Consider the following 26,814-nt stretch of genomic DNA (forward strand, 5'->3'; position numbering starts at 1 on the left):
TTCACGGAAATTTGGCGGGCCAGCTGTGGAAAGCACTTATGGAATCAGATTCAGCGGGGGAGGTAAAAGACTCTGCCCATTGGCTTTTTTGGCAGTGTCCACAGGTGGAAAATCACACCGGATTTTTTATTGGAAGGTGCGGCATGTAACATAAGGGCCACGCCGCACCTTATACAGCATCTTATCTAAGGCGGACTTACTTGCCTTCTGCTGCAAGCCTGGCTTCGAGCGTAGCGACACGGGCGGCGAGCGCCTCGTTCTCGTCACGGGCCTTGATCGCCATTTCGCGCACGGCTTCGAATTCCTCGCGCTTGACGACATCCATGCTGTTCAACCAGCGCTCGGCGTGAGCGTTGAAGGCAGTCTCGATCTCCTTGCGCACGCCCTGCGCAGCACCTGCGGCATCGGTCATCAGCTTGGCGAATTCATCCATGATGCGGTTTGTTCCGGTCGTCATGGCGTATTTCTCCCTTCGCACGACGTGAATGTAGGCCTTATGGCCTCTGAAAATGGAGGTAGGGCTTCGCCGTCGAGGATGCAAGCGCTTTGCACGGGATAAGGCCGTTCGCATGAGGCATAGCGAACAATGCACTTGACCGTCAGAGATCGCGGAGCCATGTTCCGCGCATCTCAACGGGTGAGAAAACCTTGCCGATAGCCGCTGATCTTCTTGCTATAATGCCTTTCCCTAATATCGACCCGATCGCTTTTTCGATCGGCCCGCTGGCGATTCACTGGTACGGGCTGGCTTATGTGGCTGGCATCCTGCTTGGCTGGGCCTATGCCCGCCGCATTGCTGCAAACGATGCGCTCTGGCCGGACAATACCTCGCCCATATCAAGAGCCCAGCTCGACGACTTCGTCGTCTGGGCAGCACTTGGCATCGTTCTCGGCGGTCGCATCGGCTACATCCTTTTCTATGATATCGGCGCCATCATCGAAAATCCGATCCGAGCCGTGCAGATTTGGAACGGCGGCATGTCCTTCCATGGCGGCCTGACCGGCACGACGATCGCCATGATCCTCTTTGCCCGCCGCAACCGCATCCCCGTCTGGAACCTCTTCGATATCGTTGCGACGGTGGTGCCCTGCGGCCTATTCTTCGGCCGTATCGCCAATTTCATCAACGGCGAACTCTGGGGCCGGCTGACGGATGTGCCCTGGGCAGTCGTCTTCCCGACTGGCGGCCCCTTCGCCCGCCATCCGAGCCAGCTCTACGAAGCCGGCCTCGAAGGCATCGTTCTGCTCCTCGTCCTTGCCGCCCTTGTATATGGCGCCAAGGCGCTGAAAAGCCCCGGCCTCATCACCGGCGTCTTCATCTTCGGCTATGCACTCTCGCGCATCTTCGTGGAATATTTCCGCGAGCCGGATAAGCAACTAGGCTATCTCCTCGGAACGAACTGGCTGACGATGGGAATGGTCCTGTCCTCCCCGATGATCCTACTCGGCCTTTGGGCGATCTTCCGCGCCCGCCGACAGACTGCTGCCGTGCAGCATTAAAGCTACCGGAACTGCTGCCATGACCACCGCTTTGGGCGAAAAGATCAAGTCGATCATCCAGGCAAACGGGCCGATCAGTGTCACTGACTATTTCTCGCTGTGCCTTGCCGATCCCGAACACGGCTATTACCGCACCCGTGAGCCCTTCGGCCGTTCGGGCGATTTCGTCACGGCACCTGAAGTGAGTCAACTCTTCGGCGAAATGATCGGCGTCTTCGTCGTTCACGCCTGGCAGCGCCATTCAACGCCATCCGGCGTTCGCTTGGTCGAGATCGGCCCAGGCCGCGGCACGATGATGTCCGATATGCTGCGGGTAATCTCGCGCATCGCCCCGCCGCTCTTCGATAACATGACGATCCATCTCGTCGAGACCAGCGAACGCCTGCGCGATGTCCAGCTCCAGACGCTCGAAGCCTACGAAGGCAAGGTCAGCTGGCATGACGGCTTTGACGAAGTGCCGCCGGGCTTCACGCTGATCGTCGCCAACGAACTCTTCGATGCGATCCCGATCCGCCAGTTCGTTCGCACGCCGACCGGCTTTCGCGAGCGCTTGGTCGGCCTCGACGCCGATGGCGAACTGACCTTTGCGGCGGGTGTCGCCGGCGTCGATCCGGCGCTGCTGCCTGGGCCTGCACAGAACGTGCCTGTCGGGACGCTGTTCGAGATTTCGCCTGCGCGCCAGGCAGTCATGAGTGCCATCTGCGAAAGGCTGCGGGCTTTTAGCGGCACGGCGCTCGCCATAGACTACGGGCATCTCGTCACCGGCTTCGGCGACACGCTGCAGGCCGTGCGAATGCACGAATTCGATCCGCCACTCGCCCATCCCGGCGAAGCAGACCTCACAAGCCATGTCGATTTCCAGCAGCTGGCGGAGACGGCAGCCTCCACCGGTGTGCATATTAATGGCGCACTGCACCAGGGCGACTTCCTGACCGGCCTCGGCATTCTCGAGCGCGCCGCAGCCCTCGGCCGCGACCGGGAACCGCACACACAGCAGATCATCCGGAGCGCCGTCGATCGGCTTGCCGGTGCGGGTGAAGGCCGCATGGGCGAACTCTTCAAGGTGCTCGCCGTCTCCTATCCGGCGATCGACCTGATGCCGTTCCGTCCGGTGGATTGACAGCCAGCGTTGCGCTCGCCAACATCCGCTGCAAAATGACACCGCTTCGCCGGATGAGATCCGGCCAGGATAACATCGATCCCTTTCCCAAAACGGAATATCACATGACAGACGCGGCCTCTCCAGCACCGATCGAAAGCGCGCTGCTGAACGAAGCGGCCGGCGGTACGATCCGCCACGGTTATTTCACTCGCGCAGGCGGCGTCTCCCAAGGTATCTATCGCGGCCTCAATGTCGGCCTCGGCTCGCATGACGAGCGCGACAATGTGCAGGAGAACCGCAGGCGTGTCGCCGCCTGGTTCGATCTGCCGGTCGAGCGGCTTGCGACCGTCCATCAGGTCCATTCGCCCGACGTCGTAACCGTCGGACCGGACTATGACGGCGATCGGCCGCAGGCAGATGCCATGGTCACGGCAACACCCGGCATCGCGCTTGGGGTACTTGCAGCCGATTGCGGCCCGATTCTGTTCGCCGACCCTGAAAACCGTGTCATCGGTGCCGCGCATGCCGGTTGGAAGGGCGCGCTGACCGGCGTGCTTGAAAACACCATCGATGCCATGGAGGCTCTTGGTGCTGACAGGGATAATATCGTCGCCTGCCTCGGCCCCTCGATCAGCCAGGCGAGTTATGAGGTCGGCCCGGAATTCGTCGAACGCTTCCTTGCATATGATCCGGCCTATGAGCGTTACTTCATCCCCTCCCCAACGGCGGGTCACGCCATGTTCGACCTGCCGGGACTGACCGTCGAGCGACTGAAAAACGCGAGCGTGCGCGCCGAAAGTCTCGGTCTCTGCACTTATCCCGATAGCGAGCGCTTTTTTTCCTATCGGCGGACCACACATAAAAAGGAGCCGGATTACGGCCGCCAGATTTCGGCGATCAGCATCAGGGAGATGTAAGCAGCATGGCACTTCATTTCGAACGGGCTGAATTCGCAAGCCGGCTTGCCCGCCTGACGGACAAGATGAAGGAAGAAAAGCTCGACGCCCTGCTGCTGTTCGCGCAGGAGAGCATGTACTGGCTGACCGGCTACGACACGTTCGGCTATTGCTTCTTCCAGACCCTCGTCGTCAAGGCTGACGGCACGATGGCGCTGATTACCCGCTCGGCCGACCTGCGTCAGGCCCGGCACACCTCGGTTATCGAGGACATCCATGTCTGGGTCGACCGCGTCAATGCCGACCCGACGATGGACCTCAAGAACCTGCTCGTCGAAATGGACCTGCTCGGCAGCCGTATCGGCGTCGAATATGATACGCATGGAATGACCGGCCGCGTTGCCCGATTGCTCGACTCGCAGCTGACGACTTTCGGTCAGATCATCGACGCCTCCTACCTCGTCAGCAACCTGCGCCTCATCAAGAGCCCGACCGAGATCGCCTACGTCGAGCGCGCCGCCCTGCTGGCAGACGATGCGCTGGACGCCGCGATCCGTCTGACAAAACCTGGCGCCGACGAGGCCGATATTCTTGCAGCCATGCAGGCTGCGATCTTCACAGGTGGCGGCGACTATCCGGCCAATGAATTCATCATCGGTTCGGGTGCCGACGCCCTGCTCTGCCGCTACAAGGCCGGCCGCCGCAAGCTCGACGCCAGCGACCAGCTGACGCTCGAATGGGCCGGTGTTTACGCACATTATCACGCAGCCATGATGCGTACGATCGTCACCGGCGAGCCGACGCACCGCCACCGAGAACTCTACAATGCCTGCCTCGAAACGATCCAGGCGATTGAGACCGTGCTGAAGCCCGGCCATACCTTCGGCGATGTTTTCGACATGCATGCCAGAATCATGGACGAGCGCGGCCTCGCCCGTCATCGCCTGAATGCCTGCGGCTACTCGCTCGGCGCGCGCTTCTCGCCATCCTGGATGGAGCACCAGATGTTCCATGCGGGCAATCCACAGCCGATCGAGCCGAGCATGTCGCTCTTCGTGCACATGATCATCGCCGATTCCGACACAGGCACAGCCATGACCCTCGGGCAGACCTATCTGACGACAGGTGAAGCCCCGCGTGCACTTTCGCGCCATCCGCTGGATTTCATCGGGGTCTAAACCTCTGCAATCACCGGCAAGAATCCGGAATTGACAGACAGGTCCCCCCACCCCCATAAATTCGCACGGGGCTGATGTTGACGTGGGAAGGACGAACCGAGGGATGACGCGAGTTGCGACTGCGCCCACGCTCCTGATATGTCTTGCCTTGCTTTCTGCTTGCAACACGACTGATGCACTGACGCTCACGCCGCCGATGGAAATCGGCGACTCCTCGATGAATCAGCGCTCCTCCACACCGGTGACGCAGAGCGAAGCCGAACGTATGGCTGGAGCGCCGCAACAGACCTTCCCGGCGGCACCTCGTCGGAACGGCTACACGCCAGCCTACAGCCAGCAGACCTATCCAACCCAGCCGAACTACCAACCGCAGGCCTACCGGCCCGGCACCGGCGCTCCGCCGACGACCATGCAGGCCCAGGCCGAAGCGCTATCCCGTGACGGCTCTTCGCCCGCCGCCTCCGGACCGATCGAAGGCCAGTCGCTCGCACCGCCTTCTTCCGCCGCTGAGCAACCGGCGCCGCAGCAGCCGACGCTGACAGCGGCGCTTGATCCCACAGTTTCCTCATCGACCTCGGTACGCGGTAATACCGTGCGCTTCCTGCCCATCATTGGAGCTCCGGTACAGGCCGTCACCCCGCTTTCCCGTCAGCTTGGCGCGGAGGCCCGCGCTCATGGCCTTGCCATCAAGAGCTCCAACGACACCAGCAGTGACTATATTCTGAAGGGCTACCTCTCCGCTTTCAGCGATGAGGGCAAGGTCACCGTGGTCTATGTCTGGGACGTGCTTGATAATGCCGGCGCCCGGTTGCACCGCATTCAGGGACAGGAAAGCGTGCCGACGGCGGCGACCGATCCCTGGGCCGGCGTGCCCGCCTCCGTGATGCAGCAGATTGCTTCAAAGACGATCACCGAATTCACATCCTGGCGGCAAAGCCAGGGCGGTTAGTCACAAGCTTTTTATAAATATAAAAGTATGTGACGCCTTAGCCCTTGCATTCACCGGGAAGCTGGCTAAAAAGCGCGGCTATCAGCGCATAACAGGCGGACCAAGATGAAGGTTTTCGCAGGCAATTCGAACCGGCAACTCGCCGAAGCGATCTGCAACTATCTCAATGTTCCCTTAGGGAAAGCCAGTGTCCGAAGGTTTGCCGATCAGGAAATCTTCGTGGAGATCCAGGAAAATGTGCGCGGTGAGGATGTTTTCCTCGTTCAGCCGACCGCCTTTCCCGCCAACGACCACCTGATGGAACTCCTGATCATGATCGACGCCATGCGTCGCTCGTCAGCCCGCCGCATCACGGCCGTCCTCCCCTATTTCGGTTATGCCCGCCAGGACCGCCGCGCCTCCGGCCGCACGCCGATCTCCGCCAAGCTGGTCGCAAACCTGATCACCGAAGCTGGCGCCGACCGCGTGATGACGCTCGATCTCCACGCCGGACAGATTCAGGGCTTCTTCGATATACCAACAGACAACCTCTTCGCCCTGCCCGTGCTGACCCGCGACATCAAGAGCCACTACGATCTCAGCAACGTCATGGTCGTCTCGCCTGACGTCGGCGGCGTGGTGCGCGCCCGCGCGCTCGCCAAACGGCTGGACTGTCTTCTGGCCATCGTCGACAAGCGTCGCGATCGGCCGGGTGAATCCGAAGTCATGAACATCATCGGCGACGTCACCGGCAAGGACTGCCTGCTGATCGACGATATCGTCGATTCCGGCGGCACGCTCTGCAATGCCGCCGACGCCATGCTTGCCAAGGGCGCCTCCAGCGTCACGGCCTACATCACCCACGGCGTTCTCTCCGGCGGCGCCGTCACCCGCGTTACCTCCTCGAAACTGCGCGAACTCGTCATCACGGATTCGATCCAGCCGACCACGGCCGTCCTTTCGGCCCACAATATCCGCGTCGTCACGACAGCGCCGCTGATCGGCGAAGCCATCAGCCGCACGGCCCAGGAAGAGTCCGTCTCGAGTCTCTTCGACTAAAAGAGCCGGCATCCCGACCGGCTCTTTTGTTTCGGCTTGTATGCTTGTTACTGCCCGGTTTCACTCGGCCCTATCAAGGGCCGATTATTGACGGTCACAGAATCATCTGGACGTTGAACAACGGCCCACAATGAACGGCCGTCTCCCTCTTAAGCAAAGCCGAGTGAACCTTCGGTGCCGGATGAAAAAAGCCGGCACGGGGCCGGCTTCTTTCATTTTCAGATTGCAACCCAAAGGCCTTATTGCGGCTGTGCCGGTTCCTGACCTTGTTCCTGCTCCTGCTCGGGTTCCTGTCCCTGATCCTCGCTCTGATCAGGTTCTTCGGCATCCGGCCCCTTGATCTGCTGGCCATTGATCGCCACGGAACCGTCGCCGGCAACGCTGATATCCCAGCGCGAGCGGCCATCCGGGTCTGTCTTGGCGAAGCCTTTGGCCATCATCATGCCGAAGGAGACCTGCTGGAGGTTCGGATCGCTCTTGGCAAGTTCCTGAATGGCTGCGATCGACTTGTCGAGATCACGCGCCAGGACCGAAGCCTGAACCGAATAGTCCTTCTGCGTATCGACGCGGCCCTGCAGCTTGCCGGTGACGTCGATATCGTAGACGTCGGAAACCGCGGTAAACTTCGGCAGGTCTACGACGAGGACACCATCATGGAAAAGCTTTTCGGCCGCCTGCTTGCCGCTTTCCTCCGAATTACTGCCGGCCGAGAAATCGATCTTCATGAACTCGTCGCCGAAAGCGGCAAAATCCATGTCGGGAACGGCGATCTGCATATCGATGCTCTTCGGCAGGAAGGCGTGGTAGCTCGCCGGCACGACAGGGGTGTCGAGCGTCACGTCGGCAGCGCTCATGCCGAAAGCAAACCGGACGGCGTCGCTCGGCCCGGCGATGGAGAAATTATAGCCGAAGGCCTTGGCGCCACCGCTACCTGCGGCTGTACCGACCATCAGGTTGTTTGCGGTGATCGATTCATCGATCGAGGAAAATAGCGGGAAGGACGCCTTGAGGACTGATTTCAGCTTTTCGCCGTCCTCCTTGCTGAGTTCCTTCTCATCTACATGGTCCAGAATGAAAAAGACGATATCGCGGATTTCCTTCGCCGGCAGGCTGGCGACATTGGCATTGAAGTCTATCGAATCCGCCTTGATGTTGACCGGCGGCATCTGCGGGCTGGTTACCGTCTCCGACAGCTTGGAAAGCGAGCCATTAGCCTTGAAATCGAGACGACCGTTGCCGCTGGCGCTGTCAGTCGAATTGAGCCGATAGTCCATGCCCGCAAATGTCGCTTCGACCTGGTCCATTTCGGACTTTGACGTAACGCGGATGTCAGTGGCCTTGAAATTGCCGGAGCGCAGATAGGCGATCGCAGGATCGAAGACACCATCATAGACCATCGAGGCAATCGAATAGGTAAAGTCCGTGGCTTTGTCATCCGGCCCCTTGAAGTTGCCGGAGATATTGAAACTGTTATTGCCTTCAAGTTTCCACAGACCGCTGTCGAGCGGCGTGGCAAAAACCGACCATGGCGTTAAGCCATTCACCACGACCTTGGTCGGATCCACCTTGCCGAGCAGCTTTGCAAGATCATAAATGATCTCGTAGCGGTTGCCCGCCGGATTGACGGTTACAAAACCGCTCTTTGCAAAATCGTCAGGCAACACTTTCGTCAGGCTGTCGCGAAGCTTATTCGCTCCATCCTGATTGATCTCGCCTCCTTGCGCTGCCCCGAACAGCGATAGGGCAACAAGGCTCGTTGTCGTGACAAGTTTCAGACGCATTCACACTCTCCTCAGCCGCTTTGAATGCGGCCATAGGAAGATCGGATATCTTCCGGTGTCAACCCGGCACGTTTGGGCAAATGTTATTTTGCGATCACGGCCGGAAGAGTGCGGATACCCTGTCGAGCACTACCGCACACGCCCTGGATCCCGATCTCGCTCCGCATCAGGCCGCAGTGCTGAGCGTGACCGGTTGCCGTTCCATTCGCGCCAGGCGACAGGAATAGTACCATGAGCCTCGTCGCAGCCCACCGTTGCAGCTAAAATGGAACCTTCTGTTCGACTTCGGAAGGGCGCAGCACCGACGAAGCGCGATCGGCGGATGCGGCCAAGCCCACTCGTCCTCTCGACAGAACCCGTCACCGCTTGCGTTTGCGCGACACTTATATTATAGGCCACGCGTCCGCGTAGACACCCTTGGAGGCAACGCGGATGAGGACGGGCCTGCCCGCCTCCGGTCCGACGGCACAAGGCTTACAGCCCGCTGCGGGCTCTCCAAATAACCTCGAAAGGACTAGCCATGAGCCACGAAACGTACGAGCTCAAGGCCGAGGCGCGCGAACGGGTTGGTAAGGGGTCCGCCCGTGAACTCCGCCGCAACGGCTTTATTCCCGCTGTCATCTATGGTGACAAGCAGGCCCCGATTTCCATCGCTATCAACACCAATGAGGTGACGAAGCGCATTCATGCCGGTGGCTTCATGACCACCGTTGCGACTATCGACGTCGGCGGCAAGAAGTACCAGGTTCTGCCGAAGGACTACCAGCTCGATCCGGTCCGCGACTTCACGATGCATGTCGATTTCCTGCGCGTATCCGGCAACACCCAGGTTACCGTTGAAATCCCGGTTCACTTCGTCAATGAAGAAAAGTCCCCGGGCCTCAAGGTCGGCGGCGTTCTGAACATCGTTCGCCACGAAGTCGAAGTTCACTGCCCGGCAAACGCGATCCCGGAATTCTTCACGGTTGACCTTTCCGGCCACAAGATCGGCGACAGCATCCATATTTCCGAAGTCACTCTGCCGAAGGGCGTGACCCCGGTTATCGCTGACCGCGACTTCACCATCGCAACGATCATCGCTCCGGCTGCCGGCGTCGACGAAGCCGCTGCCGAAGGCGAAGCAGAAGCCTGATCGCTTCTACCAATTTGTAAAGCATAAGGCCCGCTTTCCGTGAGGGAAGCGGGCTTTTTCATTGCCGAAAAGGCCCATTTCAGCAACATTTAACACATTCATGGAAGCATGCTCCGGCTGGTCGCGAAGTTCCCGCCCTGCTGCGTGACCGCAGAATATTCCGACCCCGTGGAGCAAACGGAACCATGAATAATTCCGTTGAGAACAGATTTTTTGCGATTGTTTGCGGCGCGCTGCTTGTTTTTGTAGCTCCCCTTTTTGTTCTTTTTCTTTTCCTTTCTTCCGAGCGCGCTGACAAGGAAATACGCGATCATATTTCCGTTCTTCTTGTGGCCAATGCCCAGGCGCTCGCCAAGCCGCTTTGGGATCTTGATGCCGATAGCGTAACCCAGATCAGCGCGACGGTCGTTTCGCAGGGTGCCATCGTCAAGGTGGAAGTCCGCGACCAGTCTGGCCAGCTCGACGTCAGCCAGTCGACCATTCCGAGGTCCTTCGATGGCAAGCTGGTTCAGGTTTCCCGCGCCATCATCTACAACACCGTCGATGGGCCGAAAAACCTCGGCAGCATTTCCGTCTTCTATCCGGCACTCGGCCTGTTTTCCGGCCTGAAGCAGGAAGAGGTCGTCTTCATCTCGATCTTCATTTTCGCGGTGCTGGCCGTTTTCGCGACCGCGCTCATCGGCAACCGCATCTTCGTTATCCAGCCGCTGATGCGCCTGACGGCTGCGATCGAGGCGACACGCCAACTCGGCTCCCGCCACCATGTCGACTGGCAGTCGAACGACGAAATGGGCCGCCTTGCCGAAAGCTTCAACGAAATGCAGACGAAGCTTGAAAACGAGGAAACCGAGCTGAAGTTCGCACATCGCCGCGCCACCGACATCTATAACCTGACGCCCGCCATGCTCTTCTCCCTCGATGAAGAAGACCGCATCACCGCCGTCAGCGACTACTGGCTGTTTGCGACCGGCTATCACCGCGCCGCCGTCATCGGCCGGAATTTCTCCGATCTCGTCACGCCCTTCACCCGCGACAAGTTCATCAAGCGCAAAAGCCAGCGTGAGAAAGGCACTGGCGATGTCACCGTCAAGTTCGTCTGTATGGACGGCCGCATCATGGATGTCCTGATAATGGAGTCGGCGCTGACGACCCAGGGACAGGAAGGTAAGTCGCTCTCCGTCATGACCGACGTGACGGAGCTGAAGGCCTCTGAAGACCGCAACCATCGCCAGGCGATCACGGACCACCTGACCGGCCTGTTGAACCGTCAAGGCTTTGAAGCCGTGCTCGACAGCAAGATCGCAGCAGCCGATGCCGCCAATCAGGAACTCGCCTGCCTCTTCGTCGACCTCGACCGCTTCAAGTGGATCAACGACAATATGGGCCACGCCGCAGGCGACGCGGCCCTCATCGAACTCGTCGAGCGGCTGAAGACATTGCTTGCTCCCTCCGATGAAGCTGCCCGTCTCGGCGGCGATGAATTTGCCATCTTGCTGCCCGCCAAGAATGCCGAAAAGCGCGCCCGCGCCATGTGCGACCAGATCGCCTCGATCTTCGAGACCCCTTTCGGCCCGGACATGCATCTCAGCGCCTCTGTCGGCATCGCCATCTATCCTCGCCACGCTGCGACAGCAGCAGAACTGCTGCAGAAGTCCGACATGGCCATGTACGCCAAGAAGCGCGACGGCAAGAACGGCGCACAGATCTTCGATAGCAGCATGCTAGACCACGCCCGCCGCCGCGCCGAGATCGAAGCGCATATCGAAGCCGGCCTCGCCGACGACTGGTTCGAGGCCTATCTGCAGCCGATTGTGAACCTGAACGGCCGCGGTATTGCCGGGTTCGAAGCGCTGATGCGCCTCAACCATCCGCAGAAAGGTCTCATGCCGCCGGCCGAGATCATCAGCGTAGCCGAAGAGACTGCCAAGATCGTCCGCGTCGGTAACGTCATCATGGAAAAGGCGATCGCCAATCTGGCGAAGATTTCCCGTCTGCCTGGCATGCAGGACACCTATCTCGCCATCAATTTTTCGCCGCTGCAGTTCGAACCTGCGCTCGCCGCCCGCCTTGCCGCCATTCTCGGCCGCCATGGTATCCTGCCGGATCGTATCGTGGTCGAAATCACGGAGGCTGTGCTGATGCACGACAACCCGCAGATCCGCATGATCGTGACGGAGATGCGCCGTTTCGGCTGCCGCATCGCGCTTGACGATTTCGGCACCGGCTACTCTTCGCTGAGCTATCTCAATCGCTTTCCGGTCGACATCATCAAGATCGACCAGTCCTTCGTCCGCGCCATCAACGATGCTGACGATGACGTACGCCAGAAAAGCCGCATGCTGATCGAAGGCATCACCACACTGTCGCACAAGATGAACTGCACCGTCATCGCCGAAGGCATCGAGACGGAGGAGGAATGCGGCACGCTGCACCAGATGGGGCTCGACTATGGTCAGGGCTATCTGTTCCACCGTCCGCAGAACGCTGCCAAGCTGATCGAGGAACTGAGCGACTCGCTTTCGGATGTGGCGCGCGCTTCATGAACTGACGGGATATGGGAGGTATCGTGATGAAAAAGCTGTTGCTTCTTGCATTTCTTGCCCTGCCCTGCTTTGCCGCTTCTGCCTCGGCCCAGGCGGTAAGTCTGTTGACCGAAGAATATGCCCCGTTCAACTACCGCGATGGAAAGGTCATCAAGGGCGCGACCGTCGAACAGGTCGAGAAGGTGATGGCCGACATCAATGTCGACTATAGGCTCGATGTAATGCCTTGGGCACGCGCGTTCAGTCTCGCACGCACGACGCCGATGACCTGCGTTTTCGCGACCGCTCATAACGCCGCACGTGACGGCTTGTTCAAATGGGTCGAGCCGCTTCTCGTCGACCGCAACATCCTGATTACCCGCAGAGGATCAGGCGTCTCGGCCGCCAATCTTGAAGACGCCAGGAAATACGTCATCGGCACGCAGCGCGACGACTATACGGAAGTGACGCTGAAGGAGAAGGGCTTTACCAAGCTCGACCTCGCCAGCGATTTCAACGCCACGCTGCGCAAGCTGCTTGGCGGGCGCATCGACATGATGCCGATCTCCGAACTTTATTTCGACAAGCTGAAGGCCGACCAGCCGCTGGAAATGGTAACCGTGCTCTCCTCCCAGCCGATGGGTATTGCCTGCGAGAAGAATTTCCCGGACGATCTTCTGGCCCGCATGCAGGCCTCGCTGGACAAGCTGATCGCCAGCGGCGAACAGAAACAGATCTTCCTGAAATATGGTCTGCATCTGCTGAAATGATCGGCCGCCTGCCGTTCACGCCCGCCTTTGCCACTTGACTTTGCCGCCATTTCGCGGTGGTGAACGCCAACAGCTCTTGCAAGGAAGACAGGCCATGCTGATCATCGCGGGTCTCGGCAATCCCGGCGCGAAATATGCCGGCAACCGGCACAATATCGGCTTCATGGCGGTGGATGCCATCTACCGCCGTCACAGCTTTTCGCCCTGGTCGAAAAAGTTCAAGGCCGAGATTTCCGAAGGGGAGCTGGCGGGTGAGAAGGTGCTGCTGATCAAGCCACAGACTTTCATGAACCTGTCGGGCGAAGCGGTCGGCGAAGCCATGCGCTTCTATAAGCTCCAGCCTTCCGATCTCGTGGTGATCTATGACGAACTCGATCTTCCGGCCGGCAAGGCGCGGCTGAAGACTGGCGGCGGCCATGGCGGCCACAACGGCATCAAATCGCTCGACGCCCATTGCGGCAAGGAATACCGTCGCCTGCGCCTCGGTATCGGTCATCCCGGCGTTAAGGAACTGGTGCATAATCATGTGCTCGGCGATTTCGCCAAGGTCGACAGCGACTGGCTGGAGCCGCTGCTTGACACGCTCGCCGACAATGCCGAGATGCTGGTCCGCAAAGAGGATTCCCAGCTGATGAACAAGATCGCGCTGGCGCTCGGCGGCAAGCCGGAAGAGGAAAAGCCGAAGCCGGAGAAGAAGCCAGTGGGAAAATCCCATATCCATCAGGCCCGCAATCAGAGCCAGCAGAAGCTTCCGGCGATCGGCCCCATGGCCGAGATGCTCAAGAAGATGTTCAGCAACAAGGACGACTGAATGCGATGGCGGCATATCCGCCGGCCGTCTTGAGAATATGCGCTATTCCTCGGGCCTCTATTCTTCAGGCTCGGTCGTGAACATCAGCGGAAAGCCCATCTCCTTGGCAAGGTCGATGGCTTCCTTGGCCTTTGTCTCGGCAATATCCTTGGCACAGACCACGACCACGCAAGAGCCGAGCTTGTGTGCCGTCATCATCACGCGGTAGCCGGCTTCCTCGCTCATGCGGAAGACGACTTTGAGCACCACGATGACGAATTCGCGCGGCGTATAATCATCATTGACGAGAATGACCTTGTAAAGCTTCGGCTTGTCCAGCTTGGGCTTCACCCTGGTCTTGGGTTTTAAGGCGACGTCGTTGTCAACCATCGGAAATCCGCCCGTTGATGACATGGGAAGGGGTTTCGATCTAACTAAGCTTTTTAGATTGCAGAATTTCGACACCTGGTGCCGGGAAAATCCCACGAGGTAAGAATAAGTCTGCCAAGCGCTGACGGCAAGGGAGCGGCGAGAAAAGCGCTCAAAGACTTGACCGCTCCCCTCCTTTATCCCATAGCCACGGCCAAGGATTTCTTGAGAACAGCAGGTTTCAGCCATGGGCTTCAAATGCGGTATCGTCGGTCTGCCGAATGTCGGCAAGTCGACCCTCTTCAATGCGCTCACCAAGACGGCGGCAGCACAGGCGGCGAACTATCCCTTCTGCACGATCGAACCGAACACCGGCGAAGTGGCCGTTCCCGATGAACGCATGAGGAAGCTTGCCAACATCGCGAAGTCCAAGGAGATCATTCCGACCCGCATCAACTTCGTCGATATTGCCGGCCTCGTGCGCGGCGCATCCAAGGGTGAAGGTCTCGGCAACCAGTTCCTCGCCAATATCCGCGAAGTCGATGCCATCGTGCATGTGCTGCGTTGCTTCGAAGACGGCGACATCACCCACGTGGAAGGCCGCATCGATCCCGTTGCCGACGCCGATACGATCGAGACCGAACTGATGCTCGCCGATCTCGAGAGCCTGGAGCGCCGCACGGAACAGACGCGCAAGCGCGCCACCGGCAAGGACAAGGAGTCGATGGCGATGTTGCCGATCATGGAAGCCTCGCTCGCCCTGTTGCGAGAAGGCAAGCCGGTCCGCACCCTCCTTGCAAAGCTCGATGCCGAAGAGACCGGCATTCTGAAGGGCTTGAACCTTCTGACATCGCACCCGGTTCTCTATGTCTGCAACGTCGCCGAAGGCGATGCCGCGACCGGCAACAAATATACCGAGGCCGTCGCCGCGATGGCCAAGGCTCAGGGTGCCGAAACCGTCACCATCTCGGCCGCGATCGAATCCGAAGTCGCCCAGCTTCCGGATGAGGAAGCCAAGGAATTCCTCTCGGCTCTCGGCCTTGACGAAGCAGGCCTCGACCGCCTGATCCGCGCCGGCTACAAACTGCTCCACCTCATCACCTATTTCACCGTCGGCCCGAAGGAAACGCGCGCCTGGACGATCGAACGCGGCACCAAGGCGCCGCAGGCTGCCGGCGTCATCCACTCGGATTTCGAACGCGGCTTCATCCGCGCCAACACCATCGCCTATGACGACTACATCCAGTTCGGCGGCGAAGTCGGCGCCAAGGAAGCCGGCAAGGCACGTGACGAAGGCAAGGAATATGTCGTCCAGGACGGCGACGTCATCCACTTCCGCTTCAATACCTGATGCATAAGCATGTCGCGCAACGCCTGCAGCGTTTTTGCGATAAGGACATGTGTCAAAAAGAAAAACCAAAGCTGCCGCTCAGCCGGGCGGTAGCCTCCCTACCACGCCTGACGGCAAGGCGCGCAGCACGATGCGCCGAAGCGGCATCCAGCCCGTACCGATGACGAGCACGATCACGCCGACGATAATGAGCGTTCCGAAAATATAGGTATCGACGGTCGCATTCCCCTGCCGGAATATCCCATAGATCGCTAGTCCCAGCGTCAGCAGGCCTGATGTCACGAAAGCGCGCCGATCGATGATCAGGCCGATCAGCATCAGCAGTGCGACGATTACGACGACAACGGGCGTCTTGAAGGAATTCGCGTCCATGATATCTAGCCAGCCGCCATCGAGTGAAAGCAAGATCCGGATGCTGTAAAGCAGGGCCGGCGCCGCGACGAGATGAAGCCAGAAGGCGACATCCGATCGCGTCGTGCGGCGAAACCTGTCGCTGAGATCGAAGCCGAGCGCGGCCACGAACAAGCCGACGGCGCAGGCAAACAGGATGACCGACACGAGAGTCGGATGGTTGAGGATGAAGGCATCGTCGTCGCTCGCCCATTGCAGTAGGCGGAAGACAAGCGCGAGGATGAGGGCCAGCCCGGAGAAGATGGAAAGTGCAAGCGCAAGCGGCACACGGTAGCGCAGATAGAAAGCCCCGTGATGACGGGAAATGCGACGATGAACCTATCGATGCCATCGCCTGTCAGCCACAGATCGGCGTTGGAGGGATAGATCGACAGCATCATCCGGAAGGTCCAGAAAAAAACCGCCAGCGTCAGCACGACAGCCGGCAGTGCGAGGCGCTGGCGCTTCACGAGGATTTCTGCGAGCACGAGGATTGCCGGCAGCACTGCATAGAGTGAGGCAAGCCCCCAGAGACCCGCCAGCACAATCAGGATGCCGATGGTGATAAGGACGTCGTGAAAGCCCCGCACGAAGCGCGGCGTCTCTGTATCCGACCATGCCGGCTCCAAAGGCCCAGCCGCATGCGCGTCGACGACGACACCGCGTGCTGCCAGGAACGGCACCAGCCGCTCGCCGGCCTCGGCGGTAATCAGCCCCTCGCGCGCCGCCTCATCGAGTATCGACCTTAGTTCAGCCATGCTGGTTCGTTCCCACGGAATCATTTGAGCCCGCGGGGATGCTATTGTAAGCAATGAGGCCTGCCGATGATGAGGAACCCTAATGCCTGCAGAAAAGCTCGCCTATGAGGATTTTCAGCCCGGCCGGCGTTTTCCGCTCGGCCCGAAAGCAGTGACGGCAGCAGAAATCATCGAATTCGCCTCAGAGTTCGACCCGCAGCCCATGCATCTGGACGAGGCCGCGGGCCGTGCCAGCATCCTTGGCGGCCTTGCCGCTTCCGGTTGGCACACCTCGGCAATGTTCATGCGCATGATGGCCGATAGCTATGTGTTGAATTCTCTCTGTGAAGGTGCACCCGGCGTCGATTTCATGGAGTGGCGCAAGCCGGTGCTGGCAGGCGACACGCTTTCCGGCCATTCGACGGTGCTGGAGGCGCGTGCCCTTCGCTCACGTCCGGGCCTCGGCATCGTCAAGTTTCGCCACGAGGTGGAAAACCAGCGCGGCGAACCGGTCTGCCTGTCGGAAAATTCCGTCATCTTCGGCATGCGTGGCGGCCCGGAGGCCACCGCATGAGAATGACCGAACTCTACGCAGTCGGTGAGAAGAGCGAGATCGGCACCTATGTCTTCACCGAGGAAAAGATCCTCAGCTTCGCCCGGAAATACGATCCGCAGCGCTTTCATACCGACAAGGACGCGGCCATGGACACCATGTTCGGCGGGCTCTGCGCCTCCGGATGGCATACGACAGCCGCCTGGATGCAGTGTTTCCTCAAATACTGGATGGCGGAGATCAGCCGGCTGAAGAGAGAGAGCCTGGAGCCGCCGAACCTCGGCCCCTCACCCGGCTTCCAGAAGCTGCAATGGCTGAAACCGGTCTTTGTCGACGAGACGATCAGCTATTCCGTGACCTTTCTCTCTGGCCGCCCGCTTGCGTCGCGGCCGGGCTGGCATGTGAACAGCATCCTCTGCGAAGGCGTCAATCAGGACGGTATTCCGGTCATCCGCTTCGAAAGCAGCGTGCTCGAATTCGAGTAATGCGGCAGAAGCAATTCCAGCAGACGCCTGCAACGGCCCTGCTGGAATTGTCATGCTCAATGGCCGGCGAATTCTACGAGCGTGTGCACGTCGACACCGAGGTCTTCGAGCTTCTTGCGGCCGCCGAGATCCGGCAAGTCGATGACGAAGCAGGCGCCGACCACTTCCGCGCCGATCTGGCGGAGAAGCTGGGTCGCGCCCACGGCCGTGCCCCCCGTTGCGATCAGATCGTCAACGAGGATCACCTTCTCTCCCGGCTGGACGGCATCGCGGTGCATCTCCATTTCGTCCACGCCATATTCCAGGCTGTAGGCGATGCGCACCGTGTCATGCGGCAGCTTGCCCTTCTTGCGGATCGGCACGAAGCCCGACGACAGCTGATGCGCGACCGCGCCGCCAAGGATGAAGCCACGCGCTTCCATGCCGGCGATCTTGTCGACTTTCAGACCAGCATAGGGCTGCACTAGCTCATCAACCGCGCGACGGAAGGCACGCGGATTGCCGAGCAGCGTCGTGATGTCGCGAAAGATGATGCCGGGCTTTGGGTAATCCGGAATGGAGCGGATGCTGGCTGCAAGCTCCGAAAGCGTGTTGTTCATCGAAAATCCGTATCTGCGAGGGGCACAAAACGCCCGCACACTATCAATTGCGCAGGGTCAAACCAAACAAAAAAGGCGGCTGAAAAGCCGCCTTTCCGATGAGATTGGATATCTCTCAGTGGTCGGTGCGCGCATAGACCGAACGCTTGGTCAGATAGATCAGCACAGTGAAGATCAACAGGAAGACCATGACCATGAAGCCGGTACGCTTGCGCTCTTCGAGGTGCGGCTCGGACGCCCACATCAGGAACGACGAGACGTCCTTGGCATACTGATCGACCGTCTGCGGCGAGCCATCGTCATAAGTAACCTGATCGTTGGAGAGCGGCTTCGGCATGGCGAAGGCAGCCGCCGCATGGAAATACGGGTTGTAATGCGCACCAGCCGGAACCTGGAAGCCAGCCGGTGGCTCTTCATAGCCGGTCAGCAGCGAGTAGATATAATCCGGGCCGCTTTCCTGGTACTGGGTGAAGATATCGAAGACGAACTGCGGGAAACCGCGCTCGACTTCGCGTGCCTTGGCGAGCAGCGACATATCCGGGGGAGCTGCGCCGTTGTTGGCAGCAGCGGCAGCTTCCGCGTTCGGATAGGGCGACGGGAAGTGGTCGGACGGAACCGCCTTGCGGGTAAACATCTCACCGCTGGCATCCGGACCGTCCTGAACTTCGTAGTTGGCCGCAAAGGTCTTCACCTGCGCATCCGAATAGCCGAGCTCGCTCAGCATGCGGAAGGGTACGAGGTTCATCGAGTGGCAGGCGGAACAGACTTCCGTGTAGACCTTCAGGCCACGCTGGAGCTGGCCCTTGTCGTAGTGGCCGAACGGACCCGCGAAGGTCCAGTCGATTTCCTTGGGTTCCTTCAGCGGATAATGCGGCGTAGCACTTTCCTCATGGTGAGCGGCCGGAGCCGCTGCCTCCTGAGCAAAAGCCACACCAGCAACACCGGCTGTGACAGCGAGCGACACTATGCTTGCAACAAGCTTTTTCATGTTTCTATTCCTTCCCGTCGCTCGCTCAGGCCTTGACCGCAGCAATCTTGTTGCGCTTTTCGAGCACCGCTTCAGTGATCGAGTTCGGGATGCGGCGCGGTGTCTCCACCAGACCGAGAACCGGCATCGCGACCAGGAAGAAGGCGAAGTAGAGCAGCGTGCAGAACTGCGAGATCATCGTGTAGATGCCTTCCGCAGGCTGCGAGCCGAGCCAGCCGAGGATGATCGCGTTGATCACGAACAGCCAGTAGAACAGCTTGAACCACGGACGATAGACCGCCGAACGGACCTTCGAAGTGTCGAGCCAGGGCAGGAAGAAAAGCACGATGATCGCGCCGAACATGACGAGGACACCGCCGAGCTTGGAATCGATCGGGCCGACATTGAAGGTGATCGAACGCAGCATGGCGTAGAACGGCAGGAAGTACCATTCCGGAACGATGTGAGCCGGGGTCTTCAGCGGGTCGGCCGGAATGTAGTTGTCGGCGTGGCCGAGATAGTTCGGCAGGTAGAAGACGAAATAGGCATAGACGATCAGGAAGACCGAGACGCCGAGTGCATCCTTGAGCGTCGCGTAGGGCGTGAAACGAACCGTGTCCGTCTTGGTTTTGACCTCGACGCCCGTCGGGTTCGTCTGACCGGTAACATGCAGAGCCCAGATGTGCAGGACGACGACGCCGGCGATCATGAAGGGCAGCAGGTAGTGCAGCGAGAAGAACCGGTTCAGGGTCGGCTGATCGACGGCGAAGCCGCCGAGCAGGAACTGCTGAACCCATTCGCCGACCAGCGGAAAGGCCGAAAAGAAGCCTGTGATGACGGTCGCACCCCAGAAGGACATCTGCCCCCAGGGCAGAACGTAGCCCATGAAGCCTGTCGCCATCATCAGCAGATAGATGACGACGCCAAGAATCCATAGTATTTCGCGCGGCGCCTTGTACGAGCCGTAGTAGAGGCCGCGTGCGATGTGTAGATAAACGGCAACGAAGAAGAAGGAGGCGCCGTTAGCGTGTAGGTAGCGCAGCAGCCAGCCGTGATTGACGTCACGCATGATCTTTTCAACCGAGTTGAAGGCGATCGTCGTGTCAGCGGCGTAATGCATGGCAAGCACGACGCCCGTCAGGATCTGCACGATCAGCATGACGCTGAGCATAGCGCCGAAAGTGTAGGCGTAGTTGAGATTCCTCGGAACCGGATAGGCAACAAAACTGTCATAGATCATGCGCGGCAGTGGAAGGCGCGCATCGACCCATTTCTCCAGGCCGGTTGATGGCTCGTAGCTGGAATGGCCACTCATAAATCAGTCTCCCCTCAACCGATCTTGATCTTGGTATCGGACACGAATGAAAAGGTCGGGATCGCCAGGTTCTGCGGCGCCGGACCTTTACGGATGCGGCCGGCCGTATCGTAGACCGAGCCATGGCAGGGACAGAACCAACCATTATATTCGCCGGCCTGACCGAGCGGGACGCAGCCGAGATGGGTGCAGGTGCCGATCATGACGATCCAGTTTTCCTTATCCTTGCCGCCCGAGCGGTCAACGCCCGTTGCCGGAGCGTCGGCAGGAAGGTTTGCATTACGGGCGATCGGGTCCTTGAGGTCCGACAGCTGGACATCGGCCGCAGCCTTCACCTCTTCCGGCGTACGGTTGCGGATGAAGATCGGCTTGCCGCGCCACTTGACCGTCAGCGACATGCCGGGTTCGAGGCTCGCGACATCCACTTCGATGGAAGCAAGCGCCAGCGTCGATGCATCCGGGCGCATCTGGTCGATGAACGGCCAGGCAACCGCAACGGCGCCGACCACACCGGCCATACCGGTGGTGAGATAAAGGAAATCACGGCGAGTGGGCTCTGAGGCCTCGCTTGTCGTTACGTGTTCGCTCACGGCTTAACCATCCTCTGCGCAATTGTCGCGGAACTCCGCCCTGCCCCTCCAGAGGCGGCGAATCTACATGAACATATTTCCGACATAGATTCCCCACCAATCCGGCGCGTTCTATGCTTGATCGCAAATTATGTCCAGCCTTGACAAGGGGACGAGGGCACAATGTCGCGGGAAATTTCAGTGAATTTTTTAAGGCAATCACTGGCTTGCAACTTTGCTGCGTTGCAACAAACGAGGGGCCGTGATAGGCGCTGGTGAGTTTGGCATACGAATTTGGATTTGCGCCGATGAGGCAAACTGTTTTCTGCGTATTGAGCGTCCTCATCACCATTGTCCTGGCCCTTGTCTCACTCCGTTATCTTACCGATTTCTGGCTGCTTTCGCTCGTTTACAGCTTCCAGATTCATCTCGGCATCCTCTGCGCCATCGGCGCTGTCGTTGCCCTGTTCGTCAAGCGGCACTGGTACGGTTTTCTAATGCTGGTGGCAGCAATCCTCCTGACCATCCACGGCGTCATCATGCTGCGTGAATTCGCAGGCAAACCGCCGGCCGACGATACTCCTCGCCTTTTCCGGCTGATGTCCTTCAATATCGAGAATGACAATTTTGAAAACGGCGGACGGATTGCCGACGCCATACTGGCTTCAGGCGCCGATGTGGTCGATATTATGGAGGCCGAGCCGGTCTTTGCGCAGTTACCACGACTTCAGCAACTCTATCCCTACCGGATCGGCTGCGATGCGAGTGAGAAATGCGATACGCTTGTGCTGTCGAAACGTCCCTTTGTCCGGCAGGAAACCCGCGACATCGGCGAGCTTTGGAAACAGCGGCTCGTTTCGATTTCGATCGACTTCGATGGAACGCCTGTCGATCTCCTGTTCCCCCATCTCTCCAAACCATATTTTGATGATTTTCAGGCCGACGAGCTTGAGGATCTCACGGCTTTTATGAAGCCTCATACAGGTGCACTGGTGGTTGCCGGAGATTTCAATTCCTCGATCCTGGCACCGACTATCCAGCATTTTTTGCGCGGGACGGGACTAACGACAGATTTCCCGGAACCCACCACCTGGCCAGTCAGCGCCGGCTCCTTCGGCATCAGCATCGACCATATCTTCGCAAGACCACCGCTGCTCATCCGCGCAACGAGCCGGCTGGAAGACAGCTTCGGCTCGAACCACTACGGCTTAGTCAGCGATTTCGTTCGCGAATACTGAGCGCGTATTGTCATCACCGGAAGCAAGGAAGCCGCCGGACTGGCGTGCCCAGAGATCGGCATAAAGCCCACCCTGCTTCAGAAGCGCATCATGCGTGCCTTCTTCGATGATCTTGCCGCGGTCGATCACGACAAGCCTGTCGAGCGCGGCGATCGTCGAAAGCCGGTGGGCAATCGCAAGCACCGTCTTGCCTTCCATCACGCGGTTCAAATTTGACTGGATCGCCTCTTCCACTTCTGAATCAAGCGCCGACGTCGCCTCGTCGAGAACGAGGATCGGTGCATCCTTCAGCAACACACGCGCAATAGCGATACGCTGGCGCTGACCGCCAGAGAGCTTGACTCCGCGCTCGCCGACATGCGCGTCAAAACCCTTGCGACCCTGCTGGTCTCGCAGTCGCTCGATGAAATCGAGCGCCTCGGCGCGGCTGGCCGCCTCGATAAGGCGCTCCTCGCCAGCATCTGGCCTGCCGAAGAGGATATTATCACGCACGGAGCGATGCAGCAGCGACGTATCCTGGCTGACCATGCCGATCTGCATGCGTAATGATTCCTGGGTGACGGCGGCGATATTCTGCCCGTCGATCAAAATGCGCCCGCCTTCGAGATCGTAGAGACGCAGGAGAATATTCACGAGCGTCGACTTGCCGGCACCGGAGCGGCCGATGATACCGACCTTTTCGCCAGGATGGATCGTCAGCGAGAAATTGTCGATGACCGCATTCTCCTTGCCGTAGTGGAAGGAAACATTCTCGAAACGTATACCCGGCTGCTTGATGACGAGTGCCTTCGCATCAGGGCGGTTGACGAGATGCAGCGGTTGGGAAATCAGCTCGGCCGCATTCTGAATGGTGCCGAGATTGCGCATGATGCCGTTAAACTGGGTCATCAATCGGCCGAGAAGGAAGTTCAGCCTGAGAACCAGCGTCAGCGAAAAGGCGACCCCACCCGAGCTGATCAATCCGCGCAGCCACAAATCGACGCTGAGGCCGGCCATGGCGACGATCATCAGACCTGAGAGCAGTGCCATAGACGCACGCACACCCGTAATAAAGCGTGTGAACTGCAGCACCGTTTCCTGATAGGCATTGAAGCCGTCAAGCATGTAGCGGTCGCTCTCCTCGTCGCGAGCAAAGAGCTTCAGCGTCTGGATATTGCTGTAGGCATCGACGATGCGGCCATTAAGCAGCGAGGCTGCTTCCGCGGTTTCACGCGAGTGATAGCGGATGCGCGGCACGAAGTAGCGGGCTAGCACGCTGAAAGCAACCAGCCAGAAGAGAACCACCGCCGCCAGCGAGAAATCGAGCCGTCCGACGAGAACGAGCGTGGTGACGGCATAAATGCCGACGAACCAGACGCTTTCCATCAGCGATGTCACGAGATCGCCCGTCGCCTGCCCCGCAGACCAGACCTTGGTAACGATGCGGCCGGAAAAATCGCTCTGGAAGAAGGTAAGCGACTGGCGCGACACATGCAGATAGGACTGCCAGCGCGCCAGATTGTAAAAACCCGGCGTGATCACCTGCTGGTCGATCAGCGCAATCAGGAAGGCGACGACGAAACGGACAATGCCGATCAGCGCCAGCATGCCGAAAATCTCGCCGCCATGAGCGGCCAGAAGTGTGCTCCAGCCGACTCCGGGCTTGATCGTACTGAGAATATCGACGAGCCGTCCCACGAACCAGAAGAGGGCTGCTTCGATTGCCGCTGACATGCCGCCGAGCACCAGCATGGCGACAAACGGCCACTTGGCCTGACCGATATAGAACCAGATGAATGCAAGTGTATTACGCGGCGGCTGAAGATTGTCGCGGGCGCGGAAGGGATCTATCCAGGTTTCGAACAGGCGAAGGATCGGAGTAAGCAGCATCACCGCGATATAGGCCCGTTCGCAATAGCGGCAAAGAGGATTGGGGCGGGCACAACCTTATATTTTGGTAATCATCGGTAATATCAGCGTCATCTCCATTGATACGGGTGGAAGCGGCCACGATCTCATGCCATGATCGTGCCTTACCGGAGACTGCGGATATGGAAACGAAAACGCTCAATGCGCATCTTCCGCTTCCCCTTGCGGAAAAGCTCGACGCCCTGGCGGACGCGCTGGATGTGCCGCGCGACAGCATCGTGACGGAAGCGATAGCGAACTGGATTGAGCGCGAGGAGCGGCAGCGCATCTTCACGCTGCAATCGCTTGCTTCGAGCTCGATCATGGTCGTGGAACACCATCGCGTCATCGACTGGGCCGACAGCCTCTGCGCCGACCGGGTCCGCTCGCTATAAGCGAGCAACTGCAATTCTTCAGTGAGACAAAAGCCCTTCCCGCAGCAGCGGGAAGGGCTTTTTTTACTGGGCTGCGACCTCGGCGTCTTCTTCGTGATCGGCGAGGAAGCCCCCGGACTGGCGGGTCCAGAGGTCGGCATAAATGCCGCCGCGGCTCACCAGTTCGCCATGGGTGCCGCTTTCGATTATACGGCCCTTGTCCATTACGATAAGCCGGTCCATCTCGGTCAACGTCGACAGGCGGTGAGCGATAGCGATAACAGTCTTGCCTTCCATCAGTGCGAAGAGGTTTTCCTGGATCGCCGCTTCCACTTCGGAATCGAGCGCCGAGGTCGCCTCATCGAGCACCAGGATCGGCGCGTCCTTCAGGAAGACACGGGCGATCGCGATACGCTGGCGCTGGCCGCCGGAGAGCTTCACGCCGCGCTCGCCGACCTGCGCATCGAGTCCCTTGCGGCCGTGCATGTCGACAAGCCCTTCGATGAACTCCCAGGCATTCGCCCGTCTTGCCGCCTCGATGACGTCCTCATCGGTCGCATCGGGACGCCCATAGGCGATATTGTCGCGGATGGAGCGATGCAACAGCGACGTATCCTGCGTCACGACACCGATCAGCGAGCGAAGGCTATCCTGCGAAACCTCGGAAATATCCTGGCCGTCGATGGTGATGCGCCCGGCCTCCAGATCGTAGAAACGCAGGAGAAGATTCATCAGCGTCGTCTTGCCGGCGCCGGAGCGACCGACCAGGCCAACTTTCTCACCGGCCGTGATATCGAGCGACAGATTGTCGATGATGCCCTTGCCCTTGCCATAGTGGAAGCCGATGCGTTCGTAGTGGATCGCACCCTTCTTCGCCGTCAGCGCAGGCGCGCCCGGCTTGTCGACAATATCGTGCTGCTTCGACATCATCTCCATGCCGTCATAGACGGTGCCGATGTTCTCGAAGAGCGCCGAGACTTCCCACATGATCCACTGCGACATGCCGTTGACGCGCATCGCAAGGCCGATAGCGATTGAAATCGCACCGACCGAGATCGTGCCGTTCAGCCAGAGCCAAATGGATAGGCTCGAAATGATGAACAGTGAGACGCAGTTGTTCAGGTAGACGCTCATATGGAAGAGCGTAACCTTGCGCATTTGCCTGTGCACCGTGTCCAGGAAGCCCTCCATGCTCTCCTTGGCATAGACCTCTTCACGGCCTGCATGGGAGAACAGCTTCACGGTGGCAATGTTTGTGTAGCTATCTACTACGCGGCCTGTCATCAGCGAGCGCGCATCCGCCTGCTGTGCCGCAATCTTGCGAAGCCGCGGCACGAAATAGGCGACGATGCCTATATAGATGCCTAGCCAGGCGAGGATCGGCAGCATCAGCCGCCAGTCGGCAGCGGCGATGATGACGATCATCGACAGAAAGTAGGTCACGACATAGACGAAGACGTCGAGGATCTTCATGACCGTTTCGCGCACGGCAAGCGAGGTCTGCATGACCTTTGTGGCAACGCGTCCGGCAAACTCGTTGGCAAAGAAGGTCATGCTGTGGCGCAGCAGGAAGCGGTGCATCTGCCAGCGCGCGATCATCGGATAATTACCGAGCATCATCTGGTGCATGATGAGCGAATCGAGACCGGCAATGACCGGCAGTCCGATCAGCACCAGCGCACCCATCCAGATCAGCTTGTGACCCTCATTTTGCAGGAAGGTCGCCTTATCGGCATTCGTCAACCAGTCGACGATATCGCCAAGGAACTGGAAGAGCGCCACTTCACCGACTGCGATCAGTCCCGTGAGGAAGGCCATGAGCGCAAGCCATCCCGCCGCCGGCTTACTATAGTGCCAGCAGAACGCGAAAAGACCCTTCGGGGGAGCGATCGGCTCCTCGCTCGGATAGGGATTAAGTCGCCGCTCGAACCAGTCAAACATGAAATCGCTCCAGAACGTCCGCGTTCCGGCCCCGGCTTTGCGCTCTTGCGGCGCACGAAAGCACATATGGGAACCGGAGGCTCAAGGGGCGAGGCCATAAGGGCCGCGCAATTATTCAAAATGGGCAATTAGGGGAAAGAAAGCGCCTTATATGCGCCAGATCGCCAAGCGTGGCATCACGGGCGGGAGACGCATCAGCACAAATGTATCCATGTCGGCGCTCCCTGTTGGCGATTGAAGATATGCACCGATAACGCGAAAATGCTTAAATTTCCAGCCCCGACAACCCGGAAAGCGACCATCGAACGGTCGAAAAGTGGTCTGTTGCCTCAAAATCACAGTTCGGATAGGCCAAGTACGTATCATCTCGACGGACAATGT

At 59.2% G+C, this 26,814-nt stretch carries 25 protein-coding genes and 1 pseudogene; 15 read left to right on the forward strand and 11 right to left on the reverse strand.

Annotated elements, in window-relative coordinates; genetic code table 11:
* Positions 1–196 precede the first annotated feature (196 nt).
* On the reverse strand, positions 197–457 hold the full coding sequence (locus FHT92_RS13240; protein ID WP_183741092.1) for an accessory factor UbiK family protein: 261 nt from the start codon (positions 455–457) through the stop codon (positions 197–199).
* 191 nt (positions 458–648) lie between these two features.
* On the opposite strand from FHT92_RS13240, the gene lgt reads away from it, so the two are divergent.
* The 6 genes from lgt (at position 649) to FHT92_RS13270 (ending at position 6,663) form a co-directional block, all read left to right on the forward strand.
* A complete protein-coding gene (gene lgt / locus FHT92_RS13245) occupies positions 649–1,500 on the forward strand; it encodes a prolipoprotein diacylglyceryl transferase (protein WP_183825735.1) in 852 nt (283 codons plus the stop codon).
* Positions 1,501–1,519: 19 nt separating this feature from the next.
* Positions 1,520–2,620 (forward strand): class I SAM-dependent methyltransferase, encoded by a 1,101-nt coding sequence (locus tag FHT92_RS13250; protein ID WP_183741096.1) that lies wholly within the window; start codon positions 1,520–1,522, stop codon positions 2,618–2,620.
* A gap of 104 nt (positions 2,621–2,724) precedes the next feature.
* Entirely contained in the window at positions 2,725–3,519 is a 795-nt protein-coding gene (gene pgeF, locus FHT92_RS13255; protein ID WP_183825738.1) for a peptidoglycan editing factor PgeF, read from the forward strand.
* A gap of 5 nt (positions 3,520–3,524) precedes the next feature.
* Positions 3,525–4,676, forward strand: coding sequence for a Xaa-Pro peptidase family protein (locus FHT92_RS13260; RefSeq protein ID WP_183741100.1), 1,152 nt, complete (start codon positions 3,525–3,527; stop codon positions 4,674–4,676).
* Between the two features lie 103 nt (positions 4,677–4,779).
* Positions 4,780–5,625 (forward strand): hypothetical protein, encoded by an 846-nt coding sequence (locus FHT92_RS13265; protein WP_183741102.1) that lies wholly within the window; start codon positions 4,780–4,782, stop codon positions 5,623–5,625.
* Positions 5,626–5,730: 105 nt separating this feature from the next.
* A complete protein-coding gene (locus tag FHT92_RS13270; RefSeq protein WP_183731561.1) occupies positions 5,731–6,663 on the forward strand; it encodes a ribose-phosphate pyrophosphokinase in 933 nt (310 codons plus the stop codon).
* A 239-nt stretch (positions 6,664–6,902) separates the two neighbouring features.
* On the opposite strand, the gene FHT92_RS13275 is transcribed toward FHT92_RS13270, so the two are convergent.
* On the reverse strand, positions 6,903–8,444 hold the full coding sequence (locus tag FHT92_RS13275) for a hypothetical protein (protein WP_183825742.1): 1,542 nt from the start codon (positions 8,442–8,444) through the stop codon (positions 6,903–6,905).
* A 520-nt stretch (positions 8,445–8,964) separates the two neighbouring features.
* On the opposite strand from FHT92_RS13275, the gene FHT92_RS13280 reads away from it, so the two are divergent.
* Positions 8,965–9,576, forward strand: coding sequence for a 50S ribosomal protein L25/general stress protein Ctc (locus FHT92_RS13280; RefSeq protein ID WP_183825745.1), 612 nt, complete (start codon positions 8,965–8,967; stop codon positions 9,574–9,576).
* A 98-nt stretch (positions 9,577–9,674) separates the two neighbouring features.
* Here FHT92_RS13280 and FHT92_RS29285 read toward each other — a convergent pair whose 3' ends face one another.
* Positions 9,675–9,890, reverse strand: a complete 216-nt coding sequence (locus tag FHT92_RS29285) for a hypothetical protein (RefSeq protein WP_246735296.1) — start codon at positions 9,888–9,890, stop codon at positions 9,675–9,677.
* Between FHT92_RS29285 and FHT92_RS13285 the strand changes: the two genes are divergently transcribed.
* The 3 genes from FHT92_RS13285 (at position 9,879) to pth (ending at position 13,679) form a co-directional block, all read left to right on the forward strand.
* Positions 9,879–12,119 carry an EAL domain-containing protein gene (locus tag FHT92_RS13285; RefSeq protein ID WP_312858765.1) on the forward strand — a complete coding sequence of 747 codons (2,241 nt, stop codon included), beginning with the start codon at positions 9,879–9,881 and terminating at the stop codon, positions 12,117–12,119. The genes FHT92_RS29285 and FHT92_RS13285 overlap by 12 nt on opposite strands.
* 26 nt (positions 12,120–12,145) lie before the next feature.
* The gene (locus FHT92_RS13290; RefSeq protein WP_183825750.1) at positions 12,146–12,868 is read left to right on the forward strand and encodes an ABC transporter substrate-binding protein; all 723 of its coding nucleotides are present in this window, start codon (positions 12,146–12,148) and stop codon (positions 12,866–12,868) included.
* A gap of 94 nt (positions 12,869–12,962) precedes the next feature.
* Entirely contained in the window at positions 12,963–13,679 is a 717-nt protein-coding gene (gene pth / locus FHT92_RS13295; protein ID WP_183825753.1) for an aminoacyl-tRNA hydrolase, read from the forward strand.
* 57 nt (positions 13,680–13,736) lie between these two features.
* Here pth and clpS read toward each other — a convergent pair whose 3' ends face one another.
* Positions 13,737–14,048: an ATP-dependent Clp protease adapter ClpS gene (gene clpS, locus FHT92_RS13300; protein ID WP_183741113.1), complete on the reverse strand. Its 312-nt coding sequence runs from the start codon at positions 14,046–14,048 to the stop codon at positions 13,737–13,739.
* Positions 14,049–14,274: 226 nt separating this feature from the next.
* On the opposite strand from clpS, the gene ychF reads away from it, so the two are divergent.
* Positions 14,275–15,378, forward strand: coding sequence for a redox-regulated ATPase YchF (ychF, locus tag FHT92_RS13305; RefSeq protein ID WP_183741115.1), 1,104 nt, complete (start codon positions 14,275–14,277; stop codon positions 15,376–15,378).
* Between the two features lie 78 nt (positions 15,379–15,456).
* Here the strand turns inward: ychF and FHT92_RS13310 are convergent.
* A pseudogene (locus FHT92_RS13310) lies at positions 15,457–16,526 on the reverse strand (hypothetical protein).
* Positions 16,527–16,608: 82 nt separating this feature from the next.
* Between FHT92_RS13310 and FHT92_RS13315 the strand changes: the two are divergent.
* Positions 16,609–17,079, forward strand: a complete 471-nt coding sequence (locus FHT92_RS13315; protein WP_183741117.1) for a MaoC family dehydratase — start codon at positions 16,609–16,611, stop codon at positions 17,077–17,079.
* On the forward strand, positions 17,076–17,543 hold the full coding sequence (locus FHT92_RS13320; protein ID WP_183825756.1) for a MaoC/PaaZ C-terminal domain-containing protein: 468 nt from the start codon (positions 17,076–17,078) through the stop codon (positions 17,541–17,543). Before FHT92_RS13315 ends, FHT92_RS13320 begins: the two co-directional genes overlap by 4 nt.
* Before the next feature lie 56 nt (positions 17,544–17,599).
* Here the strand turns inward: FHT92_RS13320 and FHT92_RS13325 are convergent, their stop codons facing one another.
* The 4 genes from FHT92_RS13325 to petA form a co-directional block, all read right to left on the reverse strand.
* Positions 17,600–18,142: an adenine phosphoribosyltransferase gene (locus FHT92_RS13325; protein ID WP_007824424.1), complete on the reverse strand. Its 543-nt coding sequence runs from the start codon at positions 18,140–18,142 to the stop codon at positions 17,600–17,602.
* A 115-nt stretch (positions 18,143–18,257) separates the two neighbouring features.
* Positions 18,258–19,130 carry a cytochrome c1 gene (locus tag FHT92_RS13330; RefSeq protein WP_183741121.1) on the reverse strand — a complete coding sequence of 291 codons (873 nt, stop codon included), beginning with the start codon at positions 19,128–19,130 and terminating at the stop codon, positions 18,258–18,260.
* 25 nt (positions 19,131–19,155) lie between these two features.
* Positions 19,156–20,424 carry a cytochrome b gene (locus FHT92_RS13335; RefSeq protein WP_183741123.1) on the reverse strand — a complete coding sequence of 423 codons (1,269 nt, stop codon included), beginning with the start codon at positions 20,422–20,424 and terminating at the stop codon, positions 19,156–19,158.
* 14 nt (positions 20,425–20,438) lie between these two features.
* Positions 20,439–21,014, reverse strand: coding sequence for a ubiquinol-cytochrome c reductase iron-sulfur subunit (gene petA / locus FHT92_RS13340; protein WP_183825758.1), 576 nt, complete (start codon positions 21,012–21,014; stop codon positions 20,439–20,441).
* Between the two features lie 287 nt (positions 21,015–21,301).
* Here petA and FHT92_RS13345 point away from each other — a divergent pair, with 287 nt between their 5' ends.
* Positions 21,302–22,231, forward strand: coding sequence for an endonuclease/exonuclease/phosphatase family protein (locus FHT92_RS13345; RefSeq protein ID WP_183825761.1), 930 nt, complete (start codon positions 21,302–21,304; stop codon positions 22,229–22,231).
* On the opposite strand, the gene FHT92_RS13350 is transcribed toward FHT92_RS13345, so the two are convergent.
* Complete coding sequence (locus FHT92_RS13350) at positions 22,202–24,100, reverse strand: ABC transporter ATP-binding protein (protein ID WP_183826271.1); 1,899 nt, start codon at positions 24,098–24,100, stop codon at positions 22,202–22,204. The genes FHT92_RS13345 and FHT92_RS13350 overlap by 30 nt on opposite strands.
* A gap of 161 nt (positions 24,101–24,261) precedes the next feature.
* On the opposite strand from FHT92_RS13350, the gene FHT92_RS13355 reads away from it, so the two are divergent.
* Positions 24,262–24,513 (forward strand): CopG family ribbon-helix-helix protein, encoded by a 252-nt coding sequence (locus FHT92_RS13355; protein WP_183825764.1) that lies wholly within the window; start codon positions 24,262–24,264, stop codon positions 24,511–24,513.
* A 63-nt stretch (positions 24,514–24,576) separates the two neighbouring features.
* Here FHT92_RS13355 and FHT92_RS13360 read toward each other — a convergent pair whose 3' ends face one another.
* On the reverse strand, positions 24,577–26,433 hold the full coding sequence (locus tag FHT92_RS13360; RefSeq protein ID WP_183741131.1) for an ABC transporter ATP-binding protein: 1,857 nt from the start codon (positions 26,431–26,433) through the stop codon (positions 24,577–24,579).
* Positions 26,434–26,814 lie beyond the last annotated feature (381 nt).

It is taken from the genome of Rhizobium sp. BK377 (genome assembly GCF_014193935.1).
Classification (GTDB): domain Bacteria; phylum Pseudomonadota; class Alphaproteobacteria; order Rhizobiales; family Rhizobiaceae; genus Rhizobium.